The organism is Neobacillus niacini (assembly GCF_023715415.1).
Classification (GTDB): Bacteria; Bacillota; Bacilli; order Bacillales; family Cytobacillaceae; genus Neobacillus; species Neobacillus niacini_C.
In genome coordinates, this window is sequence record NZ_JAMBOB010000005.1 from 141,877 (window position 1) to 161,408 (window position 19,532).

Consider the following 19,532-nt stretch of genomic DNA (forward strand, 5'->3'; position numbering starts at 1 on the left):
GTGAAAGGAAAAGAGTATGTCACTAGTAATCGGATTAACAGGCGGAATAGCCAGTGGAAAAAGTACAGTTTCAACTATGCTTAAGGAAATGGACATCACTGTCATAGATGCAGACGTAGAAGCCCGCCTCGCTGTTGAAAAAGGCGAACTAGCCTATCAGCAAATCCTTGCTGAATTTGGTGATGCTATTGTATTGCCGAGCGGAGATATTGATAGGCAGAAGCTAGGTTCGATTATCTTTCATAACGCTGAAAAACGACAGCTCTTAAATAACATCGTTCATCCCGAAGTAAGAAGAAGAATGAATAATCAAGTGGAGGCAGCGAGAGTGCGCGGGGAACAAATCATCGTCCTCGATATACCACTGCTGTTTGAAAGTAAACTAACTCACATGGTGGAAAAAACAATTCTTGTTTATGTAGATAGAGATATCCAGCTAAAAAGACTGATGGACCGGAATGACCTGTCATTAGAAGACGCGGAGGCAAGAATAAAATCCCAAATGCCCCTTTCAGAAAAAGTAGCATTAGCCGACGCCGTCATTAACAATAATGGATTACTTAGCGAAACAAAAAAACAGGTAATTGAGGTTTTAACAGGCTGGGGAATTAAATTGACTTAATCAAGAAGGGAGTCCCCTTCTTTTTTTTTGTTTACGGAGAGATTAAGAGACAGTCTCAAACCTAGTTAAAAAGAAAAAACAATGACCTGAGCCCGGCGTTCGCCAGGCTTTTTAGCTTTTTTTGGAGGTGCTCGAACCAGTTTGGCACATAAAATTGGAATTCGGCACGTAAATCGTAAGTTTGGCACTTAAATTAAAAATCCGGCACTTAAAGTGTCTTATGTACACATATAGGTTTGTAAAATGCCTAATTTGTAAAACATTAATAAAATTCCGCACTTTATATATCACTTATTCAACTAAATATGTTATACTAATTACATCAAATAAGTTAATGAGTATAACATATTACGGAAGGGGCCGTACAATGAAGGCGAGAATTGCGATTAATGGTTTTGGGAGAATTGGAAGGATGGTTTTTAGAAAAGCGATCCTTGAAAATACGATTGATATTATTGCTATAAATGCGAGCTATCCAGCAGAAACTTTAGCTCATTTAGTAAAATATGATACGGTTCATGGACCATTTCAAGGGGATATCATAGCGTTAGATGAAGAGCTAATCGTAAATGGAAAAAGAGTGAAGCTATTAAATAATCGGAATCCTGAGCAGCTTCCATGGAAAGAGTTAAATATCGATGTGGTTATTGAAGCGACTGGAAAATTTAACTCACGAGACAAGGCAAGTCTACACCTTGATGCAGGGGCAAAAAAGGTAATAATTACTGCACCGGGCAAGGACGAGGATATTACGATTGTGATGGGAGTTAACGAAGATAAGCTAGATATTACTCAACATGATGTAATTTCCAATGCATCCTGCACTACAAACTGTCTGGCACCTGTTGCAAAAGTGCTGGATGAAAAGTTTGGAATTGAAAATGGTTTAATGACAACGATTCATTCGTATACAAATGACCAACGGAACATCGATAATCCACATAAGGATTTACGAAGAGCTAGAGCGTGTGGACAATCTATCATCCCAACTACGACTGGGGCTGCTAAAGCTTTATCCTTGGTACTGCCGCAGTTAAAGGGGAAACTGCATGGAATGTCACTTCGGGTACCAACACCAAACGTTTCTTTAGTAGATTTAGTAGTCGATTTGAAACAAGATGTTACCGTAGATGATATCAATCAGGCATTTGTGGAAGCTAAAAATGGTCCATTAAAGGGCATCGTAGATTTTACAATGGAACCGCTTGTATCCGTTGATTTCAATACAAATCCATACTCCGCAATTATTGATGGATTATCAACAATGGTAATGGGTACGAGGAAAGTGAAAGTGCTGGCTTGGTATGATAACGAATGGGGTTATTCCTCCCGCGTTGTCGATCTTACCTTATATGTCGCACACCTAATGGCGAATTCAAATTCAGTGAAAGTCGGATAAAAAAAAACTGCTGTCAAATGACAGCAGTTTTTTGTAGCTTTTTCAAATAATCTTGCATAATATAGTTTGAAATTTCGTTTTTTTCTGAGGAGATAAGCCCTTTAAACAGTATTACTAAAAAGTTGTGAAAAAATTTAGATTGATAGGTTGCAAAAAAAATATAAACTTAGTATACTAGTCATCGTGAACTTCTTGAAATTAGGTAGCTGTTGATTACTTAAAGGGTTAGGACCTCTCTGGACTAACTTTCCCCCGTGGTAATTACTTTGATACCGTCAATATAAGGATTTCAAGAATGAAGCGAAAATGTTTAGAGGGGGAAAAATGAATATGGAAACAATGGGTCGTCACGTTATCTCTGAATTATGGGGATGCGATTTTGAAAAATTGAATGATATGAATTTTATTGAACAAACTTTTGTTGAAGCAGCTCTTAAATCTGGTGCGGAAATCCGTGAAGTAGCATTTCATAAATTTGCACCACAAGGCGTAAGCGGTGTTGTTATTATTTCTGAATCTCACTTAACGATTCACAGCTTTCCTGAGCACGGATATGCAAGTATTGATGTGTACACATGCGGTGATTTAAATCCAAATGTTGCAGCGGATTATATTGCAGAGGCATTGAATGCACAAACACGTGAAAATATTGAAATTCCACGTGGTATGGGTCCTGTTCACGTAAAACAGGCAAAAGCTCTTTAATTTTATAAAATAAAAACAGCTAGAGGTGTATTTATAGTACACCTCTTTTTATTTTTTTCCGAAAGTATTGTAAACTAAGAGAAAAGAATATTTATTGGAGGGTACCATGTCAGTCATTCGCAATTTCTTTATACGTTTTAGCAAACAAATCGAAACATCCGATCATCACAAAGATAGCTCACTAAACACTCATTATTATAAAGCTTCATTTAATCAGATGTTCAATTCTGTTGAAGAGTTATTTAGGCAGGATGCAGATTGTAAAATTGTTACGGTTTCCAAGGATCATGGTGAGATAGCTGTCGAAATCAATAAACCGATACCTTGTTTTCTTATCGTCACGGTTGTATCTGTTAGGGGCATGGAAACAGCGGTTGATTTTAATATTTCTTCCGAAAAGTTTTCACCGATTGGACTGTATCCAATTTTAAGAAAAAGGCTCATTTCTTATTACGAGAAAATGAACAAATTACATACTCTTGTTAGAATCGGAAAAAGCTCATAATACTTCTTGTGTTACCGTTTTCTTTCTAATAAGATAATTAGTAGATAATATACTTATGTAGTGATTGATTTGGGAGTTGATCAAATGAAGTGCCCTTCATGTCAAAATTATGGTACACGTGTGCTTGATTCCCGGCCGGTAGATGAGGGTCGTGCAACTCGAAGAAGGCGTGAGTGTGAGGAATGCGGATATCGGTTTACGACATTCGAGAAGATTGAGGAAATTCCACTTATTGTCGTTAAAAAGGAAGGTACAAGGGAAGAATTCAGCCGTGACAAAATTTTACGCGGCTTAATTAAAGCTTGTGAAAAACGTCCCGTTGCCCTAAAAGAATTAGAGGACATTACCCAAGGGGTAGAAAAGGAACTGCGCAGTCAAGGAATATCAGAAATAAAAAGTGAATTGATAGGTGAAATGGTCATGGATAGGCTCGCACATGTGGATGAAGTGGCATATGTGCGCTTTGCTTCCGTTTACCGTCAATTTAAGGATATAAACGTTTTTATTCAGGAATTAAAGGAATTGATAAACAAGGAGAAATCCTAAGGAGCTAAAGAGGTCTTTGGCTCTTTATTACTTTTATTAAAGGGTGAATGAAATGGCGCAGCATTGGCAGGAATTGATTCCGATTGACCGTTATCTCGTTACGTCAAGTGGATTGCTGCATGAATATGATCGCAAAGTGTTGACTTTTTTGTATCAGCCCTTAATCGGCTCAACATGTGTAAGCTTATATATGACACTCTGGGCTGAGCTAGAAGAAAATAGACTGTGGTCTGAATCCTCCACCCATCATTTATTAATGAATTTGTTAAGTGTCAATTTAAAGGATATATACGAAGCAAGGTTGAACCTTGAGGGGATTGGCTTATTAAAAACCTATGTGAAAAGTGATGAGAGTGGACGATCGTTTATTTATGAACTTCATCCACCATTAAATCCAGAGCAATTTTTCCTTGATGGAATGCTAAATATATATTTATATCGTAAAATTGGGAAAAACCATTTTTCTAGGTTAAAACGTTTTTTTAGTGATAAGCAAAAGCCGTTGGAAGAGGACTATGTAGAGGTGACAAGAGCGTTTCAGGATGTGTTTGCTTCGGCAACTCCTGGCAGTCTTCAATATATGCAGGAGCATTCTGAGGAATTAGAGGCAGAACCTAAGCAAGAATTTATCGGCAGACAGGATCAAAAGCCCATTCAAATTGATACTAGCTCCTTTGACTTTGAAATGTTACTGGCGGGTCTAAATGAATCACTGGTTCCTCAGAAATCACTTACCAAAAAGGTAAAAGAGGTTATTAGTAACCTTGCATTTCTATATGGAATCAGCCCGATCGAAATGAAAAACTTTATATTAGGGGCCATTAATGAAAAGGATGAAATTGATGTCGAGGACCTTAGAAAAGGGGCACGAGATTGGTATCAATTTGAGAATTATGATCAACTTCCAAGCTTGATAAATAGAACCCAGCCGGCTGTTCACCAGGTACAAGTTACGGAACCGAAAACCCAGGAGGAAAGATTAATTCGATATTATGAAACCACACCACCGATTGTTATATTTAAAGAACTCTCGGGAGGAGTGGAGCCTTCCGTTTCAAATTTAAAAGTTTTAGAGGAAGTTATGATTAAATATAAGCTGAACCCTGGTGTTGTAAATGTATTAATTGAGGTTGCTCTTAAAAAGACAGACATGAAATTTACAAAGAACTTTGTTGAATCGATTGCAAGCCATTGGGCGCGGCTTAAAATAAAGACGGTTAAAGAAGCGATGGAAGCTGCATTAAAAGAAGAGCGTAACTTCAAAGACAGTAAAAAGCCAGGAAAAACGACGAAACAAAAACCTATTCGGACAGAAGTTTTACCTGATTGGTTTGATGATAAAGGTAAAGAAAGTGGAAAAGAGCCTGTGAAAGAAAATAACACAGAGCTTGAAGCGAGAAAACGTGCCATTGAAGAAAAGCTTAAAGCCTTTCGTAAATAGGGGTGAGCGTAAATGGAAAAGATTAATCGAACACTGAAGCGTCTAGCCTCAAATGAAGGCTTTCAGAAGCGCTATGAAGAGCAGAGGAAACAGGTACTCAATCACCCTGATATTCAAGCTTTTTTAGCAGAGCACCAAAATGAAATCAACCAGGCGACGATTGAAAAAAGCATGAGTAAGCTTTATGAGTATACGCAGCAAAGTAAAGAATGTAATCGCTGCGAGAGTCTAGATGGCTGTATTAATTTCATGAAAGGGTATCATCCAGACCTGGTACTGGTACGAAACTCTATTGATGTAGTTTATAAGCGCTGCCCGCGAAAAGTGATGGCAGATGAACACAAGAAGAATCAAAAGCTTATTAAAAGTCTGCATGTTCCAAAAGACATATTGGAAGCAACGTTTGAGGACTTCGAAGGTGACGAAGGCCGCTTAGATGCAGGCGATAAGGCAGCTACCTTCTTGATGAATTACGAGGCTGGTCTAAAGCCAAAGGGATTATATCTCTATGGGAAGTTTGGAGTGGGGAAGTCCTATTTGTTAGGAGCAATAGCCAACGAGCTTGCTAAGAAGCAAATTTCTTCGATGATTGTTTATGTGCCAGAGCTGCTGCGCGAGATGAAAAGTGCAATTGGTGATAATACCTTAAATGAGAAAATTGAAGCTCTGAAGAAAGAATCAATCCTAATGCTCGATGACATTGGGGCTGAAGCCGTTTCTAGCTGGACAAGGGATGAAGTGTTAGGTCCTATCCTTCAATTCAGGATGCTTGAGAAGCTGCCAACTTTTTTCACCTCTAATTTTGACTTTCAAGGACTTGAGCACCATTTAACCTACAGTCAACGTGGTGAAGAAGAAAAAATGAAAGCACGCAGAATCATGGAAAGAATTCGAAGTTTAAGTGAACCAGTGCTGGTTGAAGGACAAAATCGGCGCGATTAGCTAATAATTTTCAAGGATTACCGAGATAGTTTCGGTAATCCTTTTATTTTTTTTCACAATATAGGTGTATCTCTGATGTCTTAACTTCTATTTTGGCCAAGTCCCCCATATAAATAGTAAACAAGAGTATGTGTGAGAGGGGGGATTTGGTTGGCCGAAATCATCTTCCGAAGCAAGATGGATGCGAAGAGATTTTATGATCACTTGCTGAAGTGTTTACGAGGTAATCCAAGTAATCAAGATATTCTTCTTTTAGAAGATCGATATATAGTTAAGGTTTTAGACAGAAAGGTAAATATTGAGAAGGTTAAACAAGCATTTTATGAATTTATCGTAAAAATAAAGCGTGATGATTGGTTTAGAGCTATTTTACAAGATCAATATTTTTTCGAGGATCCTGAGGAACAGCAGCACATCATGGAGATTATTTACTCTGTTCTTGAAGGCCAGCGGGAAGACCTGTCTGTTTTAATTAGGGAAAATGGGGAAGAACCAAACATTAAAGAAGTAGTTGAGGAAATCTTTCAGGGGGATGTCTCCTTTTCATTTGAATCCTTCCTTAAATTTCGATTGCGTCCTTATTTAAGAGCATTAGAGAGTTACGTAGAAATATCCATCGACGAATATAAAATGGAGCAGGAATATCAGATGTTTATCCAAACATTAAGGGATTTCTTAACAGGACGTGAGCCGAAAATGGACACGCTGCATCTTCTTTTTGATGAGGAAATTACCTTCTTTGATGAGAAATTTGAAGAGATAAAAAGAGGAGAGTTGGTGAGAATGATAGACCGGAAGCTTTTATTTAATCATCCAGTCTATGTAGATTCTGCATCAATTGCACCTTTATTATCGATTGCTCCTAAAAGCATACTTCTCTACACGAAAAATCCAGAGGAACCGCTTGTTAGGACCATCAAAAACATTTTTGAAGAAAGAGTTTTAGTAAAATCCTATAAGGGTTTGCGTCATACAAAGGAATGGATTCAGCAGGAAAACACCCCAAATGAAAATGGAGCTTGAAAAAATTTGTAAAATTGTGTGTTTGCTGTATTGATTTTTCAAAAATTAATCATTATAATAACCTACATAGTAAAATATGCAGCAAAAAGTAATGATAAGGACAACAGTATTTATTCACGGTTACCAGAGAGGGAGGACATGGCTGAAAGTCTCCTAGCACGGATTGAATGCTTACCACCTTTAAACTTCAGCGGTGAACGCTTCTTGGGAAGTGAGTAATCGTCTGACGGGAAACAGCCCGTTACCCTGTCCTAAAGTCATTTTTAAAGATTTTTTTGAAAATGAAAAATTGGGTGGAACCACGTGTTTATTAAACTCGTCCCTTTTCGAGGGACGGGTTTTTTTATTTTTTAGAGCGTTTTTATAGGACGCTACATTCAAAAGGAGGAATTACCATGTCAGACGTTGTTAAGATTTCGTTTCCAGATGGAGCAGTGAAGGAGTTCCCTCGTGGAACAACAACGGAAGATATTGCTGCTTCCATCAGCCCGGGCCTTAGGAAAAAAGCAATTGCCGGGAAATGGAATGGTCAATTATTCGATCTTCGCCGTCCAATCAATGAAGACGGTTCAATAGAAATCGTTGTACCTGAATCAAAGGATGCTTTAGAAATTTTGCGTCATAGTACTGCCCACTTAATGGCACAGGCGATTAAAAGGCTGTATGGAAAAGAAGTAAATCTTGGAGTAGGACCAGTAATTGAAGGCGGATTTTATTATGATATCGACCTTGAAGAATCAATTACTCCTGAAGACCTTCCGAATATTGAAAAAGAAATGGCCAAAATCGTTAACGAAAATATTGATATCGTTCGTAAAGAAGTAAGTCGTGCAGAAGCAGTTCAACATTTTAAAGCAGAGGGTGACCCCTACAAGCTTGAACTAATTGAAGCAATTCCTGATGATGAGACAGTGACAATTTATGAGCAGGGTGATTTCGCTGACCTTTGCCGTGGTGTTCATGTTCCTTCAACTGGAAAAATAAAAGAGTTTAAATTATTGAGTATTGCTGGTGCTTACTGGCGCGGAGACAGCAAGAATAAAATGTTGCAGCGTATTTACGGAACAGCTTTCTTTAAGAAAGAAGATTTGAAAGAGCATCTTCGCTTATTAGAAGAAGCGAAAGAGCGGGATCACCGTAAAATTGGGAAAGAATTGAATCTCTTTACTAGCTCACAATTAGTTGGTCAAGGTTTGCCATTATGGCTTCCAAAAGGCGCAACAATCCGCCGGGTTGTTGAAAGATATATTGTTGATAAAGAGCAGCGTCTTGGCTATGACCATGTCTACACTCCAATCATGGGAAGCGTCGATTTATACAAAACTTCTGGTCACTGGGATCATTACCAGGAGGATATGTTCCCGGTAATGGATATGGATAACGAGCAATTGGTTCTTCGTCCAATGAACTGCCCGCACCATATGATGGTGTACAAAAATGCAATCCACAGTTATCGTGAGCTTCCTATTCGAATTGCTGAGCTTGGGACAATGCACCGTTATGAAATGTCAGGAGCTTTATCAGGACTTCAGCGTGTTCGTGGGATGACTTTAAATGATGCGCATATCTTTGTTCGTCCGGACCAAATTAAGGATGAATTTAAACGAGTGGTTAACCTTGTTTTAGCTGTATACAAAGATTTCAACATTAATGATTATTCCTTCCGACTATCCTACCGTGATCCACAAGATACTGAAAAGTATTTCGATGATGATGCAATGTGGGAAAAAGCGCAAGGTATGCTGAAGGAAGCAATGGATGACCTTGGTCTTGATTATTATGAAGCTGAAGGGGAAGCTGCTTTCTATGGCCCTAAACTTGACGTTCAAGTAAAAACAGCATTAGGTAAAGAGGAAACACTTTCTACAGTTCAATTAGATTTCTTGCTTCCTGAACGATTTGATTTAACATATGTGGGTGAAGACGGCAAGCAGCACCGCCCAGTCGTTATCCACCGTGGAGTGGTATCAACAATGGAACGCTTTGTTGCCTTCTTAATCGAGGAATACAAAGGTGCATTCCCAACTTGGTTAGCTCCAGTTCAGGTTCAAGTAATTCCTGTTTCACCAGAAGCACACTTTGATTTTGCAAAGCAGGTACAGGAACAGCTTCAAAACGAAGGCTTCCGTGTGGAATTAGATGCTCGAAATGAAAAAATCGGCTACAAAATCCGTGAAGCTCAAATGCAAAAAATTCCATATATGCTCGTAGTCGGCGACAAAGAGGTAGAAGAAAATGCCGTCAACGTCCGCAAATATGGCGAACAAAAATCAGCAACAGAGCCATTCGCACAATTCCTAGAGTCATTACTTGCAGAAGTGAAAAGAGGATAAGTGTTAACAAGGGAGACTTTTCTCCCTTTGTTTTTTTTGAAAAGAAAAAATTTCTATTGAATAATTTTTCGTTTCTTGGTAGAATAAATCTCGTTGTCATATGAAATGCATGTTTGACATCACGTCTTTGCTTATGTTATAGTAACTAAGGAAAATTGAATACTAGTTTTGGGAAAAGAAGAAGCACCCGCTTCTCACCTGATTGACGCAATTGGCAGTTGGCAGGTTTTACGTGAACTTTTTAGTTTATTACTTTTGTTTCGTAAAGTGTGGGTGTATTCATCCGCACTTTTTTATTTGTTTAAACAAAGAATCTAAAGTTGTTCAGTACTTGCCGATGCAGCAAAAGTCAGATGCTCTTGACCCGGATGTTGTATTCGTGAAAACCTTGGAGGTGGCTAATTATTAGCAAAGACATGTTGTTAAATGAGGGTATTCGCGCTCGTGAAGTTCGCCTAATTGATCAAAACGGCGAGCAATTAGGGATTAAAACCAAATTTGAAGCGTTGGAGATTGCTGGACGAGTGAATCTTGATTTGGTACTAGTTGCACCAAATGCGAAACCTCCGGTAGCCCGAATTATGGACTATGGCAAATTTAAATTCGAGAATCAGAAGAAAGAAAAAGAAGCTCGAAAGAATCAAAAGATTATCGTTACAAAAGAAGTTCGTCTCAGCCCAACAATTGATGAGCATGACTTTAATACAAAACTTCGCAATGCGATTAAGTTTTTGGAAAAAGGCGACAAGGTAAAAGCTTCAATCCGCTTCAAGGGCCGGGCGATTACCCATAAAGAAATCGGTCAACGTGTATTAGACCGTTTTGCTACAGAGTGTAAAGAAGTTGCAACAATCGAGTCACATCCAAAAATGGATGGACGAAGCATGTTCCTCGTTCTAGCACCTAAAACTGAAAAGTAATAAGGAGGACTATCCCAATGCCAAAAATGAAAACTCACCGTGGCGCTGCAAAGCGTTTCAAGAAGACTGGTTCTGGTAAACTGAAGCGTTCACACGCTTATACTAGCCACTTATTTGCAAATAAATCTACAAAAGCTAAGCGTAAGCTTCGCAAAGCGTCTCTTGTTTCTAAAGGCGATTTCAAGCGCATCCGTTTCTTATTAACAAATCTTAAATAATCGTTAACGATTGATATAGGAGGAAAAATTCATGCCACGTGTAAAAGGCGGTACAGTTACGCGCAAGCGTCGTAAAAAAGTTATTAAATTAGCAAAAGGTTATTATGGTTCAAAACATACATTATACAAAGTAGCAAACCAACAGGTTATGAAATCTTTAATGTATGCATTCCGCGATCGTCGCCAGAAGAAGCGCGACTTCCGTAAACTTTGGATTACTCGTATCAACGCAGCAGCTCGTATGAACGGTCTTTCTTACAGCCGTTTAATGCATGGCTTAAAGCTTGCTGGTATCGAAGTAAACCGCAAGATGCTTGCTGAATTAGCAGTAAGCGATGCAGCAGCATTTACTGAATTAGCAAACGTTGCAAAACAACAACAGAAGTAATTATTTAAGCCATTCTCTTAATGAGGATGGCTTTTTCTATAAGGGAGATGGGGAAATGGGTACCATTTTAGGTGCATATATCATCATGAATATTATTGGTTTGATTGTAATGAAAGTAGATAAAAATCGTGCGATAAAACATCAATATCGGATAAGTGAAAACACTTTGTGGTTAGTGGCTATATTTGGGGGAGCCGTTGGTGCAACAGCAGGAATGCAGGTTTTTAGGCATAAAACAAAGCACATATCCTTTAAAGTTGGCTTTCCATTACTAGCCGTAGCAGAAGTCATTCTTTTATGCTATTTTTTAACGTTATAGACATAACAGCATGGTCCAATCTATATGTTTAATTAACAAGATAGATTAACAACCCAGGGGGCATGTAATATGAATGAGGACTTGTCTTTGCTGTTAATCATGGTGGAAGCCGGCGGGGTTTTTGCTCCATTGGCTTTTGTTCTATTTCATCTGCTGAGATCGTTCTTATTTATTCCTGTTTCGGTTGTCATCATTGCTGGAGGCGTTTTATTTGGAACACTGTGGGGGACGATTTATTCGGTGATAGGCTTAATGGGAGTAAGTATCTTTTTCTATGCTTTCATTGACAGAATGCCGAAAACACAGGAGCGTCTTATTAAAATAAAAAATCGCTGGTTTGGGGAGTATCGAAATCTTACCGTTGGTCAAATTGCCATTCTAAGACTTATACCATTTGTACATTATCATCTATTAAGTTTTTGCCTAAAACAAAGAAAACCTAAATTTAAAGAGTACCTGAAAGCTTCTTTCATTACTAATATTCCAATCGCTTTTTTCTGTACTATTTTTGGAGAGTATATCAGCACTTTTACTCCGTCTTTTATCTTATTAACTCTTCTTGGTTTAACTTTTCTCGTCTATCTCTTGAGAGAAAGACAAAATGTGATTAAATGGAATGTATTTTTTAAAAGAACAAAAGGAAAAGCCGCTGGTTAGGCGGCTATTTTTGATGTAAAAATTCATCAATTGGACTTTTCCAATTAATTTGGGCAAGTGGATATCTTTCGTGTATTTTCTTTTCGATAAAATAAAAGTCCTCCTTAGCCATTCCATGAATGGAAGTAGTCTGATCCGGCCATAACGAAATGGAAACAACATCTATCGTATTCTTCGTAGCACCTAGATATTTTTCTCCCGTAAACAAGGCACCATTGTAGGTAAGTTGAAAATTCTTGATAACCTCTTCATTGTCTAGAAGTAAGAAACGTTTGTGTTTTCGAGCTGCTTCTAATTTACGAGTTGGTTTAAGAAGAAACTTAATGGTTACAAAAAGAATAAAGATGAACAAGCATACTAACAGTAAGCGCAGCAGCAAAACCATGGTTATGCCTCCTAGTACTTTTACCTACTATACGGTTTGGGGACAGAAAAGTTTCATTCTTTCCACACTTTGATATAATTTTGAATAGGGGAGTGATTAAAAAAATGCAGTTGGAAAAATTATTTAACATGCAACAAGCATTGGATCAGCATATTGAAGAAAAGCATGGCCTGCAGGAAGAAGATTTATTTAACAGAAAGGTACTGGCATTGCTTGTGGAACTAGGGGAGTTGGCGAATGAAACTCGCTGCTTCAAGTTTTGGAGTGTTAAGCCATCCTCGGAAAAAAGTGTGGTACTAGAGGAGTTTGTAGATGGCATCCATTTCATCTTGTCACTCGGCATTGAATGCGGGTTTGATAAACTTCCATACTCGATTCAAACAGAAACAACTACATTCTCGGTCTCAGAACAATTTCTTTTCATTTATGAAAAAATAAATAATCTTAAAAACAGCAAAAACGAACATGATTTTAAAACGTTGCTTGAAGCTTATTTGCAGCTGGGTGAGCTGCTTGGTATAAGCTATCAAGAAATGGAAGAGGCATATTTTACGAAGAATGAAGTAAATTATCAAAGACAGCAGAATAACTATTAGCTGAAAATTATTGTATAATGATGATCGAACATACATATAAGGGAGGCGAAGCAATGGCGAAATTAGATGAAACTTTAATGATGTTAAAGGACTTAACCGACGCCAAAGGGATTCCCGGCAACGAGAGGGAAGTTCGCGAGGTAATGACGAAATACATAGCACCATATGCGGATGAAGTAACAACGGACGGACTTGGCAGTCTAATTGCTAAGAAGATTGGGAAAGAGGGCGGTCCGAAAATTATCGTAGCCGGCCACTTAGATGAAGTTGGGTTTATGGTTACGCAAATCGATGATAAAGGCTTCCTTCGTTTTCAAACAGTGGGCGGCTGGTGGTCACAGGTTATGCTGGCACAGCGCGTCACTGTCGTTACCAAAAAAGGTGACATCATTGGTGTCATCGGGTCCAAGCCTCCGCATATTTTATCAGTAGAAGCTCGAAAAAAACCGGTAGAAATCAAAGATATGTTTATTGATATTGGGGCATCAAGCCGTGAAGAGGCTCTTGGATGGGGAGTTCTCCCAGGAGATATGGCTGTTCCGTATTTCGAATTTACCGTGATGAATAATGAAAAAATGCTCTTAGCAAAAGCGTGGGATAATCGAATTGGCTGTGCGATTGCGATTGATGTATTGAAGCAATTAAAAGGTGTCGACCATCCAAACGAGGTGTATGGTCTCGGAACCAGCCAGGAAGAAATCGGTTCTCGTGGTGCCAAAACTTCTGCTGAGAAAATTAATCCTGATATCGGATTTGCTGTCGATGTGGGTATTGCAGGTGATACACCTGGTATTTCTGAAAAGGAAGCTATGAGCAAAATGGGGAAAGGCCCACAAATCATTTTATATGATGCGACCCTTGTGGCACATAAAGGTTTGCGGGATTTTATCACCAATTTGGCTGATGAACTGAATATCCCATATCAATTTGATGCTATTCCTGGTGGAGGTACTGACGCTGGCCCAATCCATATCACGCATAATGGAGTCCCATCGTTAGCCATTACCATCGCAACACGATATATCCATTCACATGCAGCAATGCTGCACCGTGACGACTACGAAAATGCGGTGAAGCTAATCGTTGAAGTCATCAAGCGACTAGACCGTGAGACGGTGGATAAAATAACGTACGAATAAAGCTTGCCGTCCTCGATATTTATGTCGGGGATTTTTTTGTGCAATACTGGCGGATGGCGGAAAATACTTGCGGATGGCGGAAAATACTTGCGGATAGCAGAAAATACTTGCGGATGGCGGAAAATACTTGCGGATAGCAGAAAATACTTGCGGATGGCGGAAAATACTTGCGGATGGCGGAAAATACTTGCGGATGGCGGAAAATACTTGCGGATGGCGGAAAATACTTGCGGATAGCAGAAAATACTTGCGGATAGCAGAAAATACTTGCGGATGGCGGAAAATACTTGCGGATAGCAGAAAATACTTGCGGATGGCGGAAAATACTTGCGGATAGCAGAAAATACTTGCGGATAGCAGAAAATACTTGCGGATGGCGAGAAATACTTGCGGATAAGCATAAAAATAGCTGCCGAATTCAAATCGGCAGCAGCAAATACCAGTTACTTTAACCCATTTTCAAGTGTAGAAAGCATTTCTTTCTTCTCATCCTCAGAAGAATTCTTCCAGATTACTTCAAATAGTACACCCAAGCCTGGAAGCATTTTTTCTTCACCATTTTGAATGGCATCAACAATTGTATCTTCTAATTGATCTTGGGAGTTACCAGTAACATTGTGAATAATCGCATTTCGCAAATTTAAATTCATCATCACACACTCCTTTTTCATCATACATTTCTTTAATATGATTTCTATCTTTGGTTTTATTATGTATTTTTTTTGGGATATAATGAGGAAAAACACTAGAGGAGCACAAATAAACTTGAAGCATATTGAATCGATTCAAAACCCTAAAGTAAAACAATGGAAAAAGCTGTTAACAAAAAAAGAGCGGGATAAATCCGGAACCTTTCTAGTCGAGGGCTTTCATTTAGTCGAAGAAGCATTAAAACAACGCGAGAGTGTAATCGAAATTATCGTTTCTGATAAGACAGGTCTGCCGCCGCGCTGGGATTCCGGAGAAGTACCAGTCATCCAGGTTACCGAAGAGATCTCCAATTCATTATCTGACACGGAGGCACCACAAGGGATATATGCCGTTTGCCGTCAGGTGCAGTTAGAAATACCGAATGCAAAGACATTCCTGCTCATTGATGCCGTACAAGATCCAGGAAATTTAGGTACAATGATCCGAACAGCAGACGCAGCTGGAATTGACGCAGTAGTTGTAGGAAAGGGAAGCGTCGATGTTTATAATTCAAAGGTACTCCGCTCAGCACAAGGCAGTCATTTTCATCTGCCAATCATAAGAGGCGATCTCCATGAGTGGGTCGAAAAGTTGGAAACGAAAAATATTTCGGTTTATGGTACAGCACTTGAGGGGGCCTCTGCATATACTGATATTTCAACAGGTGAATCATTTGCCTTAATAGTTGGAAACGAAGGAAATGGCGTTGACAAAGATCTGCTCGCAAAAACAACCGCAAACCTTTATATTCCCATCTACGGCAAGAGTGAATCACTCAATGTAGCCGTAGCAACGGGCATCCTGTTATATTTTTTAAAAAAATAGACGATACTAGTTTGAATCATCAAGTAAAGTATTATATAATAATTTACATTATTGAAAAATACAAAAGACGATGACGGAGAAAAGTATCTTATCAATGACCATTTAGGGAAAGAGTGCCGTGACTGGAAGCACTTTTATGGGAAGGATAGGAGAAGTTCACCTCCTGAGTTGGCATCGGGACCATTTCAATAGAAATGTAAAGATGCACCGGCCTATGCCGTTATCCCAATGAAGCGAACACAATGTTTTTATACATACCGTGTTTACAAGGGTGGTACCGCGACTATAAACCTCGTCCCTTTCCAGGGATGGGGTTTTTTTGTTTTTTGTATGGTGAAAGAAACCACCCCGAAATCGTTAAAAATTAAAGGAGGAATTCTAAATGCAAGAACGATTAAAGGAATTGCAGCAGGAAGCTATTCAAAGTATTGAACAGTCTTCAAGCTTAAAAGAATTAAATGACATCCGCGTTGCTTATTTAGGTAAAAAAGGTCCTATTACAGAAGTACTGCGTGGAATGGGTAAGCTTTCAGCTGAGGAGCGCCCAATTATGGGAGCACTTGCAAATGAGGTTCGTGAAGCTATTGCTACTATTTTAGAAGCAAAACAAAAGGATTTAGAAGAAGCGGCAGTATTAGAAAAACTAGCTTCTGAATCAATTGATGTGACATTACCAGGAAGACCGGTTAAGGTTGGAAACCACCACCCATTAACAAGAATCATCGAAGAGATTGAAGATTTGTTTATTGGAATGGGTTATCAGGTAGCAGAAGGTCCAGAAGTCGAGCAGGATTATTATAACTTTGAAGCGTTAAATTTACCGAAGGGTCACCCTGCCCGCGATATGCAGGATTCCTTCTATATTACAGATGAAATTTTACTGCGCACACATACATCACCCGTTCAAGCACGGACGATGGAAAAGAATCAAGGGAAAGGTCCTATCAAAATTATCTGCCCGGGTAAAGTGTATCGCCGAGACAATGATGATGCAACACACTCTCACCAGTTCATGCAAATTGAAGGCCTTGTTGTTGGTGAAAACATCCGCATGAGCGACCTTCATGGGACATTAGAGATTTTTGCGAAAAAAATGTTTGGAGAAGACCGTGAAATCCGATTGCGTCCAAGTTTCTTCCCATTCACAGAACCATCCGTTGAAATGGATATTTCCTGTATGATTTGCGGCGGCAACGGCTGTAATGTTTGTAAGAAAACAGGCTGGATTGAAATTCTTGGAGCAGGAATGGTTCATCCAAACGTTCTTGAAATGGCTGGCTATGATTCTAAAAAATACACAGGATTTGCATTCGGTATGGGACCAGAGCGGATTGCGATGTTGAAATACGGCGTCGATGATATTCGCCATTTCTACACAAATGATGTGCGTTTCTTAAAACAGTATTCAAAACACGAGTAGGAGGAGGAGTACGAAATGTTCGTTTCATATAAATGGCTCCAGGATTATGTAGATTTATCCGGAGTTTCAGCTGATGAGTTAGCTGAAAAAATTACAAAAAGCGGGATTGAGGTTGAGGGCGTTGAGGTCCTTAATGAAGGAATTACTGGCGTAGTTGTGGGTCATGTGGTTGAGCGTGTACAACACCCCAATGCGGATAAATTAAGCAAATGCCAAGTGGATATTGGTCAGGGCGAACCTGTTCAAATCATCTGTGGTGCACCGAATGTCGCACAAGGGCAAAAAGTAGCAGTAGCAACTGTTGGTGCAGTATTACCAGGAAATTTTAAAATAAAAAAGGCAAAGCTTCGCGGAGAAGAATCAAATGGAATGATTTGCTCTTTAACCGAACTCGGTATGGAAGCGAAAATTGTACCGAAAGAATATTCAGAAGGAATCTTTGTTTTCCCTCAGGATGCAGAGGTTGGAGCAGACGCAATTGCTTTATTAAACCGTAATGATGAAGTTCTTGAACTTGGTCTGACACCAAACCGCGCAGATTGCTTGAGTATGCTTGGTGTAGCATATGAAGTTGCAGCAATTCTTGGCAGAGACGTGAAGCTTCCAGAAATCGAACTTCAGCCAGTTAAAGAAAAGGCAACAGATTATATTACTGTTAAAGTAGAAGCAAATGAGGATAATCCTCTATATGCTGCAAAAGTGATTAAGAATGTTAAAATCGGACCAGCTCCGTTATGGATGCAAACAAGACTAATGTCTGCTGGAATTCGTCCACATAACAATGTTGTCGATATTACCAACTACATTTTATTAGAATATGGTCAGCCGCTGCATGCATTTGACTATGATCGCTTAGGTTCAAAGGAAATCCTTGTTCGTCGTGCACAAGATGGTGAGAAATTCACAACATTAGATGATGTAGAACGTACGTTAACTTCTGACCATTTAGTGATCACAAATGGAACTGAGCCAGTAGCATTAGCTGGAGTCATGGGCGGAGCTAATTCAGAGGTTACCTCTGACACAACAACTGTGTTGTTGGAGGCGGCTTATTTTACAGGAGGAACTGTAAGAAAAGCATCGAAGGACCATGGCTTACGAAGTGAAGCGAGTGCTCGTTTTGAAAAGGGTGTCGATCCAAACCGCGTACGAGCTGCGGGAGAGCGTGCGGCATACTTGATGGCAAAATACGCTGGCGGAGAAGTGCTAGAAGATGCTTCAGTGGTTGATACACTTACAGTTGAACCAGCGGTGGTTTCTATTACTTTGGAAAAAATAAATAGTGTCATCGGTACAAACTTGACTGTAGAAGAGGTTGAAGCCATTTTCGAACGCCTTCAATTTGCGGTAACAAGTGAAGAAGAAACAATTACGGTTACAGCTCCAACACGCCGTGGTGACATCAAAATTGAGGAAGACTTAATTGAAGAAGTAGCACGTCTTTACGGCTACGATAACATTCCAAAAACATTGCCAATCGGTTCTGCGACACCAGGCAAATTATCACAATATCAGGATAAACGCCGGATTGTCCGGCAATATTTAGAAGGTGCTGGCTTGTATCAAGCGGTAACGTATTCCTTAACAAGTGAGGAGAAAGCAGCACAATTTGCCCTTGAGAAACGTGATTTCATTCGCCTGGCGATGCCGATGAGTGAGGACCGCAGTATATTACGCCTAAGCATCATGCCGCAGCTGATGGAAGTTTTAAAATACAACAGTGCTCGTCAAAACGACAGCCTTGCGGTTTATGAAACAGGTGCTGTGTTCTTAGCAAATGGAAATGAAGTATTACCTGAAGAACAGGAGCATTTAGCTGGTGCGATTACAGGTTTATGGCATAGCCATTCTTGGCAGGGTGAGAAGAAGGCAGTTGACTTCTATGTATTAAAAGGTATTTTAGAAGGATTATTTGCTAAACTTGGACTTACTGAAAGTGTCACATATGTTCAAGCTAAAGTGGATAACATGCACCCAGGACGTACTGCTGAAATTCACTTACATGGTGAAAGAATCGGTTTCGTCGGCCAAGTACACCCAACCATGCAAAAAGAGTTAGATTTAAAAGATACCTATGTGTTTGAGTTATCATTAAAGGCTATTTTAGAAGAAGCTACTGCACCGCTAAGATACTCTGGAATTCCACGTTTCCCATCAATCACAAGAGACATCGCTCTTGTTGTCGATAAAGAAACTGTCGCTGGAGTATTGCAGGATATAATCCAAACTGCTGGCGGAAAGCTTCTAAAAGAAGTAACGGTCTTTGACCTTTACGAAGGTGAGCGCATGGAAGAAGGCAAAAAATCCATTGCCTACTCATTGAAATACATGGATCCAGAACGCACATTAACCGATGAAGAAGTAACGAAAGTTCATACCCAAGTACTAGAAGCTTTAAAAGAAAAAGCTGGAGCAGTATTAAGAGGGTAATAAAGATAAAAAATGACCTAGTGATCAAT

General features: G+C 39.3%; 23 protein-coding genes and 2 other annotated features. Of the genes, 21 read left to right on the top strand and 2 right to left on the bottom strand.

The window, feature by feature from the left end; all coding sequences use genetic code 11:
- Positions 1-16 precede the first annotated feature (16 nt).
- The 14 genes from coaE (at position 17) to M3189_RS12750 (ending at position 12,018) form a co-directional block, all read left to right on the top strand.
- On the top strand, positions 17-622 hold the full coding sequence (gene coaE, locus M3189_RS12685; protein WP_251634445.1) for a dephospho-CoA kinase: 606 nt from the start codon (positions 17-19) through the stop codon (positions 620-622).
- A 367-nt stretch (positions 623-989) separates the two neighbouring features.
- The gene (locus tag M3189_RS12690) at positions 990-2,021 is read left to right on the top strand and encodes a glyceraldehyde-3-phosphate dehydrogenase (protein WP_251634446.1); all 1,032 of its coding nucleotides are present in this window, start codon (positions 990-992) and stop codon (positions 2,019-2,021) included.
- A gap of 330 nt (positions 2,022-2,351) precedes the next feature.
- Positions 2,352-2,726 carry an adenosylmethionine decarboxylase gene (gene speD / locus M3189_RS12695; RefSeq protein ID WP_095248884.1) on the top strand — a complete coding sequence of 125 codons (375 nt, stop codon included), beginning with the start codon at positions 2,352-2,354 and terminating at the stop codon, positions 2,724-2,726.
- Positions 2,727-2,832: 106 nt separating this feature from the next.
- Positions 2,833-3,231, top strand: coding sequence for a hypothetical protein (locus tag M3189_RS12700; protein WP_251634447.1), 399 nt, complete (start codon positions 2,833-2,835; stop codon positions 3,229-3,231).
- 84 nt (positions 3,232-3,315) lie between these two features.
- On the top strand, positions 3,316-3,777 hold the full coding sequence (nrdR, locus tag M3189_RS12705; protein WP_045523558.1) for a transcriptional regulator NrdR: 462 nt from the start codon (positions 3,316-3,318) through the stop codon (positions 3,775-3,777).
- A 52-nt stretch (positions 3,778-3,829) separates the two neighbouring features.
- Positions 3,830-5,218: a replication initiation and membrane attachment family protein gene (locus tag M3189_RS12710; RefSeq protein ID WP_251634448.1), complete on the top strand. Its 1,389-nt coding sequence runs from the start codon at positions 3,830-3,832 to the stop codon at positions 5,216-5,218.
- Positions 5,219-5,230: 12 nt separating this feature from the next.
- Positions 5,231-6,160, top strand: a complete 930-nt coding sequence (gene dnaI / locus M3189_RS12715; RefSeq protein ID WP_251634449.1) for a primosomal protein DnaI — start codon at positions 5,231-5,233, stop codon at positions 6,158-6,160.
- A 150-nt stretch (positions 6,161-6,310) separates the two neighbouring features.
- A complete protein-coding gene (gene ytxC, locus M3189_RS12720) occupies positions 6,311-7,183 on the top strand; it encodes a putative sporulation protein YtxC (protein ID WP_251634450.1) in 873 nt (290 codons plus the stop codon).
- 395 nt (positions 7,184-7,578) lie between these two features.
- Complete coding sequence (gene thrS / locus M3189_RS12725; RefSeq protein WP_251634451.1) at positions 7,579-9,516, top strand: threonine--tRNA ligase; 1,938 nt, start codon at positions 7,579-7,581, stop codon at positions 9,514-9,516.
- A gap of 169 nt (positions 9,517-9,685) precedes the next feature.
- Positions 9,686-9,817, top strand: a sequence feature (ribosomal protein L20 leader region).
- A 115-nt stretch (positions 9,818-9,932) separates the two neighbouring features.
- Entirely contained in the window at positions 9,933-10,436 is a 504-nt protein-coding gene (gene infC, locus M3189_RS12730; RefSeq protein WP_034676878.1) for a translation initiation factor IF-3, read from the top strand.
- Positions 10,437-10,453: 17 nt separating this feature from the next.
- Positions 10,454-10,654 carry a 50S ribosomal protein L35 gene (gene rpmI, locus M3189_RS12735; RefSeq protein WP_034676880.1) on the top strand — a complete coding sequence of 67 codons (201 nt, stop codon included), beginning with the start codon at positions 10,454-10,456 and terminating at the stop codon, positions 10,652-10,654.
- Positions 10,655-10,685: 31 nt separating this feature from the next.
- On the top strand, positions 10,686-11,042 hold the full coding sequence (gene rplT / locus M3189_RS12740) for a 50S ribosomal protein L20 (protein WP_133367531.1): 357 nt from the start codon (positions 10,686-10,688) through the stop codon (positions 11,040-11,042).
- Positions 11,043-11,097: 55 nt separating this feature from the next.
- Entirely contained in the window at positions 11,098-11,361 is a 264-nt protein-coding gene (locus M3189_RS12745) for a DUF1294 domain-containing protein (RefSeq protein WP_251634452.1), read from the top strand.
- A gap of 69 nt (positions 11,362-11,430) precedes the next feature.
- Entirely contained in the window at positions 11,431-12,018 is a 588-nt protein-coding gene (locus M3189_RS12750) for a TVP38/TMEM64 family protein (RefSeq protein WP_251634453.1), read from the top strand.
- A 4-nt stretch (positions 12,019-12,022) separates the two neighbouring features.
- Here M3189_RS12750 and M3189_RS12755 read toward each other — a convergent pair whose 3' ends face one another.
- Positions 12,023-12,403: a sigma-w pathway protein ysdB gene (locus M3189_RS12755; RefSeq protein ID WP_251634454.1), complete on the bottom strand. Its 381-nt coding sequence runs from the start codon at positions 12,401-12,403 to the stop codon at positions 12,023-12,025.
- Between the two features lie 104 nt (positions 12,404-12,507).
- On the opposite strand from M3189_RS12755, the gene M3189_RS12760 reads away from it, so the two are divergent.
- Genes M3189_RS12760 through M3189_RS12775 form a run of 4 tightly spaced genes read left to right on the top strand, consistent with a single transcriptional unit; the run spans position 12,508 to position 14,590 of the window.
- On the top strand, positions 12,508-12,999 hold the full coding sequence (locus tag M3189_RS12760) for a dUTP diphosphatase (RefSeq protein ID WP_251634455.1): 492 nt from the start codon (positions 12,508-12,510) through the stop codon (positions 12,997-12,999).
- 53 nt (positions 13,000-13,052) lie between these two features.
- Entirely contained in the window at positions 13,053-14,138 is a 1,086-nt protein-coding gene (locus M3189_RS12765; RefSeq protein ID WP_251634456.1) for a M42 family metallopeptidase, read from the top strand.
- Positions 14,139-14,159: 21 nt separating this feature from the next.
- Positions 14,160-14,375 (top strand): hypothetical protein, encoded by a 216-nt coding sequence (locus tag M3189_RS12770; RefSeq protein ID WP_251634457.1) that lies wholly within the window; start codon positions 14,160-14,162, stop codon positions 14,373-14,375.
- A 50-nt stretch (positions 14,376-14,425) separates the two neighbouring features.
- Positions 14,426-14,590: a hypothetical protein gene (locus tag M3189_RS12775; protein WP_251634458.1), complete on the top strand. Its 165-nt coding sequence runs from the start codon at positions 14,426-14,428 to the stop codon at positions 14,588-14,590.
- Here the strand turns inward: M3189_RS12775 and sspI are convergent.
- Positions 14,582-14,788 carry a small acid-soluble spore protein SspI gene (gene sspI / locus M3189_RS12780; protein ID WP_251634459.1) on the bottom strand — a complete coding sequence of 69 codons (207 nt, stop codon included), beginning with the start codon at positions 14,786-14,788 and terminating at the stop codon, positions 14,582-14,584. The two genes, M3189_RS12775 and sspI, sit on opposite strands and share 9 nt — an antisense overlap.
- Positions 14,789-14,903: 115 nt before the next feature.
- Between sspI and M3189_RS12785 the strand changes: the two genes are divergently transcribed.
- The 3 genes from M3189_RS12785 to pheT all read left to right on the top strand — a co-directional run bounded on the left by M3189_RS12785 (position 14,904) and on the right by pheT (position 19,503).
- A complete protein-coding gene (locus tag M3189_RS12785; RefSeq protein ID WP_251634460.1) occupies positions 14,904-15,653 on the top strand; it encodes a TrmH family RNA methyltransferase in 750 nt (249 codons plus the stop codon).
- 61 nt (positions 15,654-15,714) lie between these two features.
- Positions 15,715-15,956 (top strand) — a binding site (T-box leader).
- A 79-nt stretch (positions 15,957-16,035) separates the two neighbouring features.
- Positions 16,036-17,073, top strand: coding sequence for a phenylalanine--tRNA ligase subunit alpha (gene pheS / locus M3189_RS12790; protein WP_251634461.1), 1,038 nt, complete (start codon positions 16,036-16,038; stop codon positions 17,071-17,073).
- A gap of 15 nt (positions 17,074-17,088) precedes the next feature.
- Complete coding sequence (gene pheT / locus M3189_RS12795; RefSeq protein ID WP_251634462.1) at positions 17,089-19,503, top strand: phenylalanine--tRNA ligase subunit beta; 2,415 nt, start codon at positions 17,089-17,091, stop codon at positions 19,501-19,503.
- The last annotated feature ends 29 nt before the right edge of the window (positions 19,504-19,532 follow it).